This window comes from Brevundimonas sp. TWP3-1-2b1, assembly GCF_049896165.1.
GTDB classification, from domain to species: domain Bacteria; phylum Pseudomonadota; class Alphaproteobacteria; order Caulobacterales; family Caulobacteraceae; genus Brevundimonas; species Brevundimonas subvibrioides_B.
Genome location: NZ_JAFCTT010000004.1, coordinates 179,085 through 193,487, shown reverse-complemented (window position 1 = coordinate 193,487; position 14,403 = coordinate 179,085). Strand labels below are relative to the sequence as shown.

Here is a 14,403-nt window from a genome sequence, read left to right as displayed (position 1 = left end):
GCCAATCGACCCCCTCCGGCGAAATACTGCGGTCTCGACGACGTGAACCCCGGGCTGCCGCTTATCGGGCTATCACGTCGGACCGGGGAAGAATCCTGACGAGATCATATTTCGCCAGATAGAGGACGCCGCGTTCCACAAAGGGACGACGCCCCGCCGGGAACACCCCGACCAGCTCTCCGACCGTTATCTGTCGGACCCTGCTGAGTCGCTCGATCAGCAGGGTCAGCTCACTGGTCGTCGGCAGGGCGTGGGAGCCATAGACGGCGAGCGACAGTCCCCGAATGGCCGCAAGAGCGGCTTCGTCGGTTCCAGGGCGCAACGTGACCATCGTCGACGACGTCAGCCACTCCGACGCGTAACCGCCAAACAGCAGGAATGGATCGAGACGGCGGGGATGGGGCGCCAGGTTGCGGGGACGTGCGACCCGGCCGGCCGAGGCGAGACGACGGCGCGTCTGTTCGGCCCACAGGGCTTCATACTGCGGGATCACGACTTTCCAGTCGAAGGTGTCGCGGGCACGGGCGGCGGCGGCCTGGCCCATTCGCTTGCGGAGATCAGGATTCGACACGAGGTCGGCCAGAGCCCGCGCGGCTTCTACGACGTCGACCGCGATCAGCTGGCTCGTCGCCCCTGCGTAGGTGTCGTAGCTGATCCACTGGTTGGCGTACTGATAGGCCAGATCCTGACCGGCGCCGGCCTTGGGGGCGTAGGTCGAGGCGCGGAAGCCGTCGATGCCGTGGCGGATGGTGTCGCGATAGCCGTCCCAGTCCGAAACGACACAGGGAATGCCGGCGGCCATCGCCTCGACCGGAGTCAGGCCAAAGGTCTCCTGGATATTGTCGGACAGCGAGATGAAGATGTCGCCGACGGACCAGATCGAGAAGCGGGCGTCGGGCTTGCGGGCGTCCACCACATGATAGTCGACGCTCGGGCACAGGGCCCGGGTCTGGTCGTGATAGGCTTTTTCCTGGGTTTCGCTCAGTCCCCAGCCGGCCTGGACCCAGGCGATCGGCTTGCCCGCGATCTGCGCCGCCTGTTCGAGCGCCAGGGCCATCGGCAGAGGGTTCATCTTCGCGTGAGGATTGAAGCGGCCGACATAGAGGACAACGACGGCTTCATCGGCGATGCCGAGCTGGTTTCGCCAGCGGGCCCGATCGTCCCCCGTGGTGGCGAAGTCGTCGACATTGATGCCGAGCGGAATGGTGGCCAGCTGCGGTTCGCCCAGGCGTCTGGCCCCGACACGCTCTTCCAGATCGGCCCGGACCGCTTCCAGTTCGACCTCGACACTGGCCCGGACGGCACTGGAGGTGCAGATCAGTGTGTCCCAGGGCTCGACCGGGGCGGTCAACATGTCGGCCAGGGCGTCCATGATGTTGTCAGAGGCCGTCGTGTGGGTGATGCCGGTGATGCCATAGGCCTCGGTGCAGTTGGCCACCCGGCGATGCCAGCTTTCGCGGGCCAGATTGGGTGAGGGCAGGAAGGCATTGCCGGCGGCGCCCAGCTGACGGCGGTCGTGGCGGGGGATCACGGTCATCGGCTTGCCGATCGAGCCGATGGCCTCAATGAACCCCTGAAGCGTATGCGGCGCGGCATTGGCGACGTTCCAGAAGTGGAAGTCGTCGGCGGTCGAATGGCGCAGATAGCCTTTCAGGAAGCTCTCGCCGGCGGACTGGCGACCCATCAGGGCGGGCAGTCCGGTGTTGAAGGCCTCGGGGTTCAGATAGAGCGCCGCATTTCCCATGCCGTTTCTGGTGTCCTTTTCGCTTGGCCGCTGGCTTGGCCACCCTTGTGGATAGAGCAAAAAAAAGGGGCCGTCCCGAAGGACGGCCCCAATCTTTGGTTCGGTGGCTCTTACTGGATGCCGATGGCGCCAGCGAAGCCCGTGAGCAGGATGGCAACGTCGGCGGAGCCGTTGTTGTCCGAGTCCCAGAACACGTAGGTGTCGGGGCCGACCAGGACCGAGGTCACGAAGACCGTGTCCACAGTCGAGGCCAGGGTCGCGTTGGCGGCGATCAGGGCCGCGCCGTAGCTTCCCGCACCCGCGGTTGCCGCGAAGTTGGCGCCCAGGGTCAGCGTGCCGGTGAAGTCGATCACGTCGCCGACGGCGTAGTCGGTGATGGTGTCGATGTTCAGGTCGGCACCGATCTGGCCGGTCGGAACGATACCCGAGTCACCCGCGGCGAAGACGAAGATGTCCGAACCCGCACCACCGGTGAGCGAGTCGAGACCCGTTCCGCCGTTGATCGTGTCGGCACCGCCGCCACCCGTGATCGTGTCGTTGCCGGCACCACCCAGGAGGCTGTCGGCGACGGCGTCGCCCGCCGTCGAGATGGTGTCGTTACCACCACCACCGGACAGGGTGTCCGCACCGGCTGCATCGGAGATGTTGTCATCGCCGTTGTCGCCCGTGAGGCTGTCGTTGTCGGCACCGCCCGTGATGGTGTCGTTGCCTTCACCGCCCGTGATGGTGTCGGTTCCAGCGCCACCGTCGAGGGTGTCGTTGCCGTTGTTGCCCTGGATCGAGTCGTTCTGGTCGCCGCCGGAGATGGAGTCATCGCCGTTGCCGCCAGTGATCACATCGTTGCCGTTGCCGCCGACGACGCTGTCTGCGCCTTCGCCACCGTTGATGGTGTCGTTGCCGAGACCGCCAGTGATGGTGTCGTTGCCGCCGTTACCGTTCAGCGTGTCGTCACCGTTGGTGCCGGTGATGACGTCGTTGCCGGCATCGCCCGTCGTCAGGGCCACGAAGTTGACCGAGTCGATGGAGTTGAGGTTGGCACCGGCGATGAAGAAGGCATCGTCGGCGTCGGGCGTGCCGCTGTTGTCGATGAAGACATAGACACCGCCGGGGACCGCGACCGCCACGATGGCGACGTTGACATCGGTGAGGGCCGCGTTCGCAGCGGCGAGGGCCGCGTTGTAGATCTGCTGCGGCGTGGCGTTGGCGGGCAGAGCGTTGGCACCCGGAGTAACGGAGGTCTCCGCGTAGTTGGCAGCCGTGATCGCCGGCAGGCCGTTGATGGCCGTCGAGATGATGTCGGTCACCTGGAAGTCGGTGATGACGTCAAGGGACGTGGTTCCGTCGGCGTTGACCGTGGCACCCGTCGCAACGGAGTCACCAGCGGTGAAGACGAAGGTGTCGTTGCCGTTGCCGCCCGAGAGGACGTCATTACCAGCGGCACCGATGACGGTATCGTTGCCTTCACCGCCCGAGAGCGTGTCGGCACCCGTTCCGCCATTGATGGTGTCGTCACCGGCATCGCCGTTTACGACATCGTTTCCGTCTCCCCCATCGACAGTGTCGTTACCGGTGCCGCCGCCGACCAGGTCGTTCCCGGTACCGCCGATAACGGTGTCGTTGCCCTCGTCGCCCGAGATGGAGTCGCCGTCGGCTCCGCCGTCGATCGAGTCATTCCCAGCGTTGCCGGAGATGAAGTCAAAGCCAGAGCTGCCCAGCAGGACGTCGTTGCCGTCGCCACCGAACAGGCTGTCGTTGTCGGCCCCGCCATCGAGAGTGTCAGCGCCGTTGTCTCCATAGAGAGCATCGGCACCCGCATCACCGAACAGCGAGTCATTGTCGTTGCCGCCGAACACGGAGTCGTTGTCCGCGCCACCGCGCAGTGTGTCGGCACCCTCACCACCGATGAGCGTATCCCGACCCGCAGCACCCGAAATGCTGTCAGCATCGTTGTCGCCGCTCAGCACGTCATTGCCGGAACCGCCATTGAGCGTATCGGCACCGACACCGCCGCTGACAGTGTTTTCACCGTTGCCGGTGTTGATCGTGTCGTTGCCGGCGTCGCCACCGATCAGATCGTTGCCGGCACCAGCGGACAGTACATCGTTGCCGTCGCCGCCGTTGACGGTGTTCTGGCCCTCACCGGCGTTGATGGTATCGTTGCCTGCTTCACCGGAAACAACGTCGTTGCCCGCACCACCAGTGATGCTGTCGTTACCCGCACCGCCGACAAGGATGTCGTTGCCGCCCTGCGCCACGATCGTGTCGTCGCCAGCACCGCCGAATACAGTGTCGTTGCCGGTGCCGCCGTTGTCGTTGATGGTGTCGTTGCCGTTGCCGCCGTCGATATAGTCATCGCCAGCCGAGTCGGTGATCGTGTCGTTGCCTTCACCGCCAAAGATTGTGTCGTTACCGGCAGCGTCGGTGATGCTGTCATCGCCGAGGTCACCAAACATCAGATCGTTGCCCGCATCGCCGGCGAGGGTGTCGTTGCCCTGACCGCCGAGGAGGGTGTCGTTGCCGGCCCCACCGTTGAGGTTGTCATTACCGGCATTGCCCTGAAGGTCGTCGTTGCCGTTGTCACCATTCAGGGTGTCATCGCCATTGTTGCCGTCCAGGAAGTCGTTGCCTTCGCTGCCGCTCAGGACGTCATTCCCTTCGCCGCCCTGGATATCGTCGTCGCCGTTGCCGCCGTTGACGTTATCGTCGCCGAGATCAGCGAAGATCAGGTCGTTGCCGTCATCGCCACCGATGGTGTCGTTGCCCTGGCCGCCGAGGATGGTGTCGTTGCCGGCCCCACCGTTGACAGAGTCGTTGCCGAGGTTGCCGTGAAGGTAGTCGTTGCCCTCGCCGCCGATCAAGGTGTCGTTGCCCTGACCGCCCAGGATGGCGTCGTCGCCATTATTTCCCGAGATCGTGTCGTTGCCTTGACCACCGTTGATGGTGTCGGCACCGTTGCCACCCGAAATGAGGTCTTCGTCGTTGCCGCCGAAGATCAGGTCGTTGCCATTCCCACCATCAATGGTGTCGTTGCCGGCGAGGCCGAGAATGTAGTCGTTGCCCGAACCCGAGGTAATGGGGTTGGCCCCGGCGCTGCCGTAATAGAAGCTCGACCCGTCGGCGAACAGCGTGCCGGCCTCGGGGCGACCCGCGAAGTCGGATTCGTCAAACGTCAGGGTCCGGCCGTTCACGGTGATCGAGAGGCTGGCGGGGGTTGCACCAATGGCGGGGTTGGCCACCACGGTGACGCCCTGCGCTGTTCCGGTCGGGAAGAAAAGAATGTCGGTGGCCGTAAACGCGTTCGCGTCGGCCTGGGTCATCGTGTCGAAATTGTACGTAGCCATCTAAAGTTCTCCAGTTGTGTCCAGACCGTGGTCCGCCATGCCCGCCCCCAATAGGAGAACGTCTAAGCGCAAGCCCGCCCTTGTCTGCTTTTAGCCAAGGCCCCGATTATTGCAACCCGTTTGGATCGCTGCCCTTTCCGCCGCCCCCCGAGAGGGCGACGAACGCTAGACAGGCGGTTGGCTTATCGAAGCGTATTGTCCGAACCACGCCTTGAGTTAATTTTGGATAAATAAAGGCAGAATGTGACAAACATGTATGACGGTTGAGATCAAGGCCTCACTTCGGTGTAACCAATCGGGCCGTTATCTCTAAGATTAGCGAGAAGTTGCTGATCGTGTGCATAAATGTCGGCCAAGTATTGCCGGTCTTCATCCGTTATAGATTGGATACCGGTCACGGATATGCCGACGTGACTTTCCTTTGGTCCAACGTCGGTCAGCGGAGGCACGTCCAAAAATCTGCAGACGTTGCCCAGAATCCACGCGGGCTTCCCGTGAAGATCGACGGCGTCGAGGAGCAATACCTGCTCACGGGGGAAAAGCGAAAACATCCTCCGGAGCTGGGCGCCGTAGAAGCCGCGCTCGACGTAGCTGTGGACGCGATGAAAGCCCGGAGCGGCCGGGTCGGAGGCGACGCGCGACCGGCCCTGACGAATGCACCAGGCGAAGGGCTCGGTCTCCGCCCCGCGCGCATACTCCATCCGCCAATGCGACCAGGCGCGCTCCACGGGGTCGCGAAGGACGACGATCAGCCGGATCGCGGGATTGTAGGCCGCGATCCGCTCCAGTGCGTTCGGCCAGTAAACATAGATCGGCGTCGCCTCGCCCCGGAGCATCCCGGCCCGGCGCGGCCGGAACAGGGCGTGGTAAGGCCCGTAGTCAGGAGCGTTCCAGTCCACGCCGGTCTCGTCGTCGAAGAAATGCGCCTCCTTTATCGAGGGCATGTCGATCCGGGGATGTTCGACGAGATAGTCGAACAGCGCCGTCGTGCCGCCCTTCTGGACGCCCGCGACCAGGAAACTCAGCCGCGGGTCGTCCATCGCGGCCCTACTGCTCGCGCAAGGCGTTGTTGGTAATCTGTCCGATCGGACCCAGGAGGTAGGACATCACCGTCCGTCGCCCCGTCCGGATCATGGCCTGGGCCGGCATGCCCGGATCCAGCCTGGCGCCCTCAGGGAGCTTGCGCAGTTCGTCCGGCCCGATGCGGACGTCGGCTTCGAAGAACGACACGCCGTCTTCCGTGGTCAGGGCGTCCGCCGAGACGGCTGTGACCTTGCCCAGCATCTTGGGCACCTTGTTGGTGCTGAAGGCCAGCAGACTGACTTCCGCATCCATGCCCACCCTCACCTCGTCGATGTCTGTCGGCCGCACACGCACACGCACGACCAGGGGTGCATTGATCGGCACCACATCCATCAGGACCTCGCCAGCCTGGGCCACGCCGCCGACGGTGAACTGGCTGAGCGACAGCACGTAGCCCGTCATGGGCGCCGTCACCCGGGTGGCGGCCAGCGACAGGTCGGCGGCGTCGAGCCTGGGCTCGACATCCGAGATCCGGGCCTCCGCATCGCGCAGACCGGTCGCGGCCTCGCTGGCGCGTTGTTCGTACAGTTGAGCGAGCTGAAGTCGCGTCTCGCCCGCCGCCTGCTGGTTACGGGTGATGTCCGCAACGAGGGCACCGCGGCGACCACCGATCTCGGCCAGGGCCCGCTGATTGCGCAGGACCAGAGTCCGCGGCGCGAAGCCGCGCTCATAGAGGGTTTGATAACCCTCCAGCTCCTGCTGGATCAGGGCCACCTGCTGGTCGATCGACTCGACCTGGACGTTCAGGCCGGACCGCGCCGTCAGAAGCTGTTCGAACCGCTGGTTCAGGATCGCGCCCTGGCCCTGAATGGCCGCGAGCCTCGAATTGAACAGGGTCGTCTCGTTCAGAATGGTGGCCGCGACCCGGGGGTCCGACGCGCGCGCCAGAAGCTCGGCGGGAACCGGCACCGACGATCGGCCTGACACTTCCGCCTGAAAACGCGCCCGCTGCATCAGCGCCACGTCATACTGGTTGGACATCACCGCGACCTGGGCCCTGGGAACGCCGTCGTCGAAGCGCAGCAGGACCTGACCCTGTTGCACGAGATCGCCGTTGCGAACCAGGATCTCCCGCACCGTACCGCCCTCGCGACTCTTCAACGTCTGACGGTTGCCTTCGACGCGCACCGATCCGCTGGCAACCACCGCGCCCCAGATCGGGGCCACGGACGCCCAGATGCCAAGGCCGAGGACGAAGATGATGACAACCGCCATCCCGGCCACGATCGGCGCCCGCATGCTTTCGCGGGCTTCGGCCGACAGCGGCGTATCGGGCGCTCCGACGACAGGGGCCTCAAGCTGGCGCTTGTCCGCAAAAATGCGATTGAGGTCGAAGTTCATCGCTTGGCCTCCACGACCTTCATGCCCGGCGGGATGAAGGGCTTGGCCGCCGCCTGCCCCGGGCTGCCGACGGGCGGGGCAGGAGCGTCCGCAAAGGCTGCGGGAGCTGCGGAGGCGGCGAGCTTGGCCAGGACCTCGCCGCGATTGCCGAACATGTTGATCCGGCCGTCACGAAGCATGAGCAGCTGGTCGGCGTTGGTCAGGATGCTGGGCTTGTGTGAAACGACGACGACGGTGACTCCTCGCGATTTCATGGCAACGAGGGCCTCCATCAACGCCTGTTCACCCTGTGCGTCGAGGTTGGCGTTGGGTTCGTCCAGAACGACGAAGGCGGGATTTTTCAAAGCCGCTCTGGCCAGGCCGACACGCTGGCGCTGCCCGACCGACAAAACCATGCCGCCGGTTCCCAGTTCGGTGTCGTAGCCTTGGGCGAGGCGAACGATCAGATCATGAACCCCAGCCGTGCGGGCGGCGGCGATGACGTCTTCATCGCTGACGTCCTGCTGGAAGCGGGCGATGTTGTCCCGGACCGTGCCGGCGAACAGTTCGGTGTCTTGCGGCAGATAGCCCACGTACTGTCCAAAGTCGGTGCGGCTCCAGCCGAACACGCTCGACCCGTCCAGACGAACGGCGCCGTTGAGAGGCGTGGTCACCCCGACGAGGAGCCGGGCCAATGTCGACTTCCCCGCCCCCGACGGACCGATGATGCCGAGGAACGTGCCCGGAGCGAGATCGAAATTGATCCCCGTCAGGATAAGCTGGTTCGTCCCCGGCACGGCATAGTTCAGCCCTTCGACCGTCAGACGGCCCTTGGGGCGGGGAAGGGCCGTGCTCGGCTTGGCGGCTTGATAGTCCGCGAGCAGGGCATTCAAGCGATCATAGGCCTGGCGCGCAGCGACCAGAGACGGCCAGGAGGCAACCGTTCTATCGATCGGCTGAAGCGCCCGGGATGACAGAATCATATTGGCGAACAGCAGGCCGGGCCCGAGGTCGCCCTTGATGATCAGGAAGGCGCCGACCCCGATGATCAGGATCTGGACCAGCATCCGCACGAACTTGATCCAGTTACCCCAGAATTCGGAGGACCGACCGGCCACTTCGCTCTGCGCCATGGTCTCAAGCCTGTGACGGCCCCACTCTCGACCGATATGCGGAAGCATACCCATGGCCCGGACCGCCTCGCTGTTTCGCAGGCCTGTTTCAGTGAACGCATAGCTCCTGAGCGCGGCTTCGTTCGCCGCCATCAGGGCGGGGCGACTAGCGCGGTCCTGAAGCAGGGCGAAGACCAGCAATACGCCGCCGCCCGCCAGGGTAATGGCGCCCACGGCCGGATCGATCACGAACAGGACGATGATGTAGAGAGGCACCCACGGCAGGTCGAACAGGATGCTGATCCCGTTGCCGGTCAAGGTCTGGCGAAATCCATCGACATCACGAAGGGCTTGCGCGCCCGCTTGCGGCGCACGCTGAATGACGCCGTCGAACAACGCGGTGAACGCATGCCCCGCAACCCGTTGATCCAGCACGGCGCTGAAGTTTGACAGGACGCGCGCCCGATAGTTGTCGAGAATGCTCGACACCGCGAACACAGCGATCGTGCCTGTCGTCAGGACGATGAGCGTGGACACGCTGTAGCTTGACAGCACCCGGCCGTAGACTTGGTTCGTATAGATTGGCAGCGCCATATAGAGCGCATTGGTGATCAGGCTGAACAGCCCTGCGAACAGGAACGCCGGTCGCCCCTCCCTGATTGCCGCGACGAGCAGAGTATCAGGGGCCTTCTTCTGCGATTGCGGGCGCTTCATACCTGTATCTTTCCTGCGTCAGAGGCCTCTCGAGGCGACACGCGGTCGAACGTTCACGATCTTCCCGGACGCATTGAGGCGATAGCGACTTGCTGTCAACGGCATTTGTATCGTATTCGATGACAAATGCATTGAAGATGGCGATGTCGCATAGGATCGAACCTCAGGCCCGAAAACTCACTGGAGAGGATGTCAAAGCCATTCTCAAAGCCGAGCTGAAACGGCGCGGCCTGACTTATGGCGACCTGGTCGAGCGTTTGGCGGAACGCGGAATTGTCGAAAGCGAAGTCAACCTACGCAACAAGATCAGTCGCGGAGCCTTCACGGCCGCTTTCTTCGTTCAATGCCTGCTCGCGATTGGCTGCGAGCAGGTTAGCATTCAGAATCCGAACAAGTGAACCAAGGCGGCAGTCGCCGCTTCGCCCCAGTCAGGCAAACCATTCGGAAAGCGACAAAACCGGATCCGGCTGCAGGTGAGCGGGCATGTTCTCGCTCCAGTCGCTCCAATTCGTTCGGACGATCGCGAGATCGAATTCAAACGCGCTCGCGGCGGCCATCAGGGCGAACTGCGCGAGAACGGCATCGGCGTGCGGATCCGCCGGGGCAGCCGAGGATTCGGCGGCGTCCCCGTCGATCGCGGGGCCTGCGGAGAAGGTTCCGGTGATCCGCACGTCGTAGGCCCCTGTTCCGCCGTTGACCCCCGAAACAGCCATATAGAAAGTTCCGCTGCTCGTCGGAACGTAAGTCAATTCTCCGTTCGCAGCATTCGGCAGCGAGGCGACCAGGGTCCCATTGGCATTGTACAGCTGGACCGTACCGCCTCTCATGAGCCCTGGCCCGTTCGGCTGGTCCACCAGGTCGAGCACGACCTGCCGGCCCGCAGTCAGTTGCACGGAGAACCAGTCGCGATCGGTCACGGAATCAATCTTGCCGTTGGTGAGTCCGCCCGTCAGCGCATGGCTCGTCTGCTCGCGTCCGAAGATCGCATCGCCGGGGCGACCTTCGTCGGCGCCGTATGCGAGCCAGTGAGTGAGAGCCCCGCCAGCCCCAAGGCCGATTAGGTCTGGATTGCTGAGAAGATAGCCGACGGCATCGAACCCGGCGGTGGCCCGCCCTTCGTTGAACCCGAACGAAATATAGTGGCGCGTCGCCGCGTCCTGGTCGCCGCCGAAAATGCGGGCCAGGTCCAGGTTGCTGGCGGAATAGGCCAGCCCGTTGAATGTTATGCCTCGACCCTCCAGCGAGCCGAACTGAACATAGTGGGCGGCGCCCGCTGCCGCATTCGGTCCGAACACGCGGATCAGGTCGGCTTGACTCGCGATGTAGCCCAGCGAGTCGAACGCCGTCGCGGATCGGCCTTCGGTTTGGCCGAAGCGAACGAAATGGTCGTAGGCCGCCGAGGGATTGCTGCGGAATACCGCCAGCAAATCGTTGTAGCCCGCGATGTAACGGTTCGGGTCGAACCCGTTGCCGGCGGCCGCAACCGCGATCGCCATCGGTCCGGAGCCTGCGGCCTGAACCCATTCCACGTCCACACGATCAAGGCCGCCCTGCGGATCGAGGATGGTCCAGATCCCGTTCCCGAGCGAGCTGAAGACGTAGTTCCCCATGGCCTGGTCGAGGATCAGGGTGTCGATTCCGGCCCCGCCGGTGATCATGTCGCTGCCGCTACCGCCGATAAAGATATCGTTGGCCGAGCCGCCCGTGAGCGTATCGTCGCCGGCGCCGCCATCCAGGGTCGAGCCGACGGGGGCCGCGGTGATGAAGTCGTGTCCCGAAGCCGAGATGTGGAGCGTGTAGGTGCCGCCGAAGGGGGGCGCGACGCTGGTAAAGTCTGCGCCGGATCCGGTCGACCACTGACCGACCTGAATGTAGTAGACGCCCCCCGTGGTCGCTGTGAAGGTGATCTGCGAATCCGTCCGTTCGCCGCCGTCGGGATTGGCATCGTCGTTCGAGGCCAGCTCGATCCCCGCCGCATTGAACAGCCGCAGGGTGGTGTCGAAACTGCCGTTGTCGATATCGAGCGTCAAAGACGCGCCTGCGGCGAGGGTGACCGAGTAATACTCAAGACCGCCGTGGCATGTGGCGACGACCGTGGCATGCGGAATGGTCGTGGGGTTGGCGACCCCGGTCCTTGCATCCTTGTCAAAGCCGCCGTCCAGCGAGATGGCTGTCCCGCTCGCGGCGTTTGCCGTTGCGGATCCCTTGATGATGTCCGGAGCAGCCACGACCGTCGGGGTCCCGCTGAGGATAAGGGTGTCGTTGCCGCCGCCGCCAATCAGGACATCGCTGCCGCCGCCGCCGTTGAGAATGTTCGCCTGGCCGTTGCCGACGAGCCGATCCATGTCAGGTGAGCCCCAGACGCCCTCGATATTCGACAGGACATCATTGCCCGCCCCGCCCGTGGCGCGCCCCGTCCCGAGATCGACCGTCACGGACGAGGTCGATGTCGTGTAGTAGGCCCAGTCGAAGTCCGCGCCGCCGTCGAGGGTATCGGCACCGGCGCCGCCGAGGAGCGTGTCGGTCCCGGCCCCGCCCGAGAGGCGATCGTTCCCGGCCCCGCCGTCGAGCAGGTCGGCTCCGTCCAGTCCGTTCAGTATATCGTTGCCGCCCAGACCGTAGAGACTATCCGCGAACCCGGTGCCCTGGATCGTGTTGTCGGCGGCGTCGCCGGTGATCGAAACTCCACCGACAGGAGCGGCCAGAACCAAGGTCTGGTCCGAAAACTGGACCCGCTCGACATTCCTCAGAGTGTCCACGCCGTCGGGACCAGTGATGATCGCCGTCTGGCCCTGATAGGTGATGGTGTAGGCCGAGCTCGCGCCGGTGTAGACGGCGATGTCGTCACCCAGCCCGCCGTCTATCGTGTCGTTGCCGCCGCCGCCGGTCAGCCGATTATTGGCGGAATTGCCGAACATGGTGTCAGCGCCGGTTCCACCGATCGCGTTTTCGATCACCGCGCCGTAGGCGATGGAGACATTCCCGATCAGACCGCCCAGGTCCGAGAAGGCGCCCTGACGAAGATCAAGCACCTGGTTCTGCGAATAGCCCGATGCATCGAGCGTATCGGTCCCGCCCGCGTCCCAGATCGCCATGACGAGCGGGCTCGTGGCGCTCGTGGCGGAATACCAAGGCTGGCCGGCGTTTGAGTTGAAACCATAGACCGTGTCACCGGTGCGAGTCGTCATGTTGGCGCCGTAGAGACGCTGAGCCGCAGCGATGTCGTCCATTAGAGGTGCGGAAGAAAAGTTTCCGCCCAGAGACGCACCGGTGTTCGTTGAAGCGAAGTAACTCATCACGGTATACTGTCGCGAGTCCTCGTAGTAGACTGCGTCAGCGGCATAGGTGATGGTGACGTTCTCGCCCGCATTGTACGCGGCGGGGTGAGACAGGCCGATGGCATGCCCGATCTCGTGGGTCAGGACCTGTTGTCCGTAGGCCAGAAGAACCGGGTTGGCATTGGAAGGTTGTGAGACGTTGACCCAGACGTCACCGGCGTTCGACGTCGTCGAGGCGGAGCCTGGCAGATAGGCGAAGGCGGCCGAACCCGCCTCGCCCGAAGCGTAATTCGAGAACAGGATCGTGGCGTTGTTGCTGTAGGCACCGTCAGTAGTGACGCGCTGGAACGTGATGTTGGCCACGTCCGACCAGGAGGCCAGCGCCAGAAGCGTGGCGTTGATCTGTGCCTCGGTGAAGCGCGAGAAGCCGGCGACGTCCGTAGGCAAGGTGCCCGGCGCGGTCGACCGGAAGGCATAGGTAACCGTGACGGCCTGGCCCAGTCCGGTCGCCCAGCTGAGTCCGGAGCGCGTCAACTGCACGGCGGCTTCGTTCGTGTCGAACGAGACCTTTCCGTTCGGCTGTACGACACCTCCGCCGCGGTCGTCGCCGTTCAGGCCGTTGAATGGCAGGAGCTGTCCATCATCGACAACGACATGTGCGGATCCGCCGCATCCGCAAGAACATCTGCCACTCAGGTTATAAGCAAAGCCTTGCACGCCGTCAGCCTGACCGCCACCTTCGAAATTCGACATGCGCCGCTGCTCCGCTCTGACGCGCCCCGAGGTCGTCTCGCAGCTGATCTATCAGCCAATATAGCCACTTGCAGCGGTCATAGTTACAACTTCTCGCGAGTCGGCAAATGTACGGTTGCTGGCCAAGACAGGACGTAGTTCAAGGACTGTTCCCCGCCCCGCCCGGACAACTCCAAGTCGCGTTCCGTATCTGGAAGGATACAGGTCTATCGGGTCCGAGCCCAGGTCTCGATCTGGGCTTGCATCTCCTCTCGCATCCCGTGGTGCAACTCCAGCCTTTGAGCGGCTATCGCGCTGGGATCCGGTCCCGGGCCCTTGACCAGGCTTGCGTAGAATTCGCAGCCCCACGGCTCGAACATGTCTTCGGTCTTGAAGGGGACCAGACCCAGCGCGCTGAGCTCCAGCACGATCAGGGCGAAACTGGACGGCGTGAAGAACCAGGCGTGGCAGTCCGTGTAGACGTCGTCCTCGCCCGGCTGGGGCGGGATATAGCCGAGGGCGGGATTGTTCAACGTCAGTTCGCCGATCGTGTCACCGACCCCCCAGACGCCTGCGCCGTTGTTGTTGACGCTGAAATAATTCAGATAGTGCAAGGCTTTGCGCGTATGACGGTCGCGCTTCAGTTCATAGGCTTCCAAAAGGTCAGCCGATGTCGTGGTCGGTTTGAGCAGGTCGAAGCAGTAGCGTTGATCCGGATTGGCGAGGGACAGTACGCCACCGTCCTTCAACAGCACTCCGACGGACTGGAAAAAGCGGATCGGATCGGGGATGTGCTCAAGAACATGGCTGGCGATCACCGCATCGAAGGTACCGTGAAGCTCTCTCGGGATCGCCTCGTCGATCGGCCCGCCTCTCCAGACGAAATCGACAGGCTCGATCTTGCTGATGTCGACGCCCAACGGCTCATACTTCGCCCGAAGTTCGGACTGATCGCCATGATCGAGCGTGAAGACATTTTCCCGAACGGCCTTCGGGACAACCGGAGCGAAACTGGGACCAAACTCCAGGATCCGACCGCCATCCGGGATACGGGCCAGTATCTTGTCGGTTCTGTCCAT

Annotated in this window: 8 protein-coding genes; 1 reads left to right on the top strand and 7 read right to left on the bottom strand. The window is 63.8% G+C overall.

What is annotated here, in order from left to right:
* Positions 1-61: 61 nt before the first annotated feature.
* The 5 genes from ACP7AB_RS05760 to ACP7AB_RS05740 form a co-directional block, all read right to left on the bottom strand.
* Positions 62-1,744 (bottom strand): glycosyltransferase family 4 protein, encoded by a 1,683-nt coding sequence (locus ACP7AB_RS05760; protein WP_425989061.1) that lies wholly within the window; start codon positions 1,742-1,744, stop codon positions 62-64.
* 110 nt (positions 1,745-1,854) lie between these two features.
* Positions 1,855-5,085 (bottom strand): beta strand repeat-containing protein, encoded by a 3,231-nt coding sequence (locus ACP7AB_RS05755; RefSeq protein WP_425989063.1) that lies wholly within the window; start codon positions 5,083-5,085, stop codon positions 1,855-1,857.
* A 269-nt stretch (positions 5,086-5,354) separates the two neighbouring features.
* On the bottom strand, positions 5,355-6,125 hold the full coding sequence (locus ACP7AB_RS05750) for a sulfotransferase domain-containing protein (RefSeq protein ID WP_425989066.1): 771 nt from the start codon (positions 6,123-6,125) through the stop codon (positions 5,355-5,357).
* A 7-nt stretch (positions 6,126-6,132) separates the two neighbouring features.
* Positions 6,133-7,509 (bottom strand): HlyD family type I secretion periplasmic adaptor subunit, encoded by a 1,377-nt coding sequence (locus tag ACP7AB_RS05745; protein ID WP_425989068.1) that lies wholly within the window; start codon positions 7,507-7,509, stop codon positions 6,133-6,135.
* On the bottom strand, positions 7,506-9,314 hold the full coding sequence (locus tag ACP7AB_RS05740; protein WP_425989070.1) for a type I secretion system permease/ATPase: 1,809 nt from the start codon (positions 9,312-9,314) through the stop codon (positions 7,506-7,508). The genes ACP7AB_RS05745 and ACP7AB_RS05740 overlap by 4 nt, the downstream gene beginning before the upstream one ends.
* Positions 9,315-9,457: 143 nt before the next feature.
* Here ACP7AB_RS05740 and ACP7AB_RS05735 point away from each other — a divergent pair, with 143 nt between their 5' ends.
* Positions 9,458-9,712 (top strand): DUF6471 domain-containing protein, encoded by a 255-nt coding sequence (locus tag ACP7AB_RS05735; protein WP_426046116.1) that lies wholly within the window; start codon positions 9,458-9,460, stop codon positions 9,710-9,712.
* A 30-nt stretch (positions 9,713-9,742) separates the two neighbouring features.
* On the opposite strand, the gene ACP7AB_RS05730 is transcribed toward ACP7AB_RS05735, so the two are convergent.
* A complete protein-coding gene (locus ACP7AB_RS05730) occupies positions 9,743-13,345 on the bottom strand; it encodes a M10 family metallopeptidase C-terminal domain-containing protein (protein WP_425989073.1) in 3,603 nt (1,200 codons plus the stop codon).
* A 206-nt stretch (positions 13,346-13,551) separates the two neighbouring features.
* Positions 13,552-14,403 carry a class I SAM-dependent methyltransferase gene (locus tag ACP7AB_RS05725; RefSeq protein ID WP_425989076.1) on the bottom strand — a complete coding sequence of 284 codons (852 nt, stop codon included), beginning with the start codon at positions 14,401-14,403 and terminating at the stop codon, positions 13,552-13,554.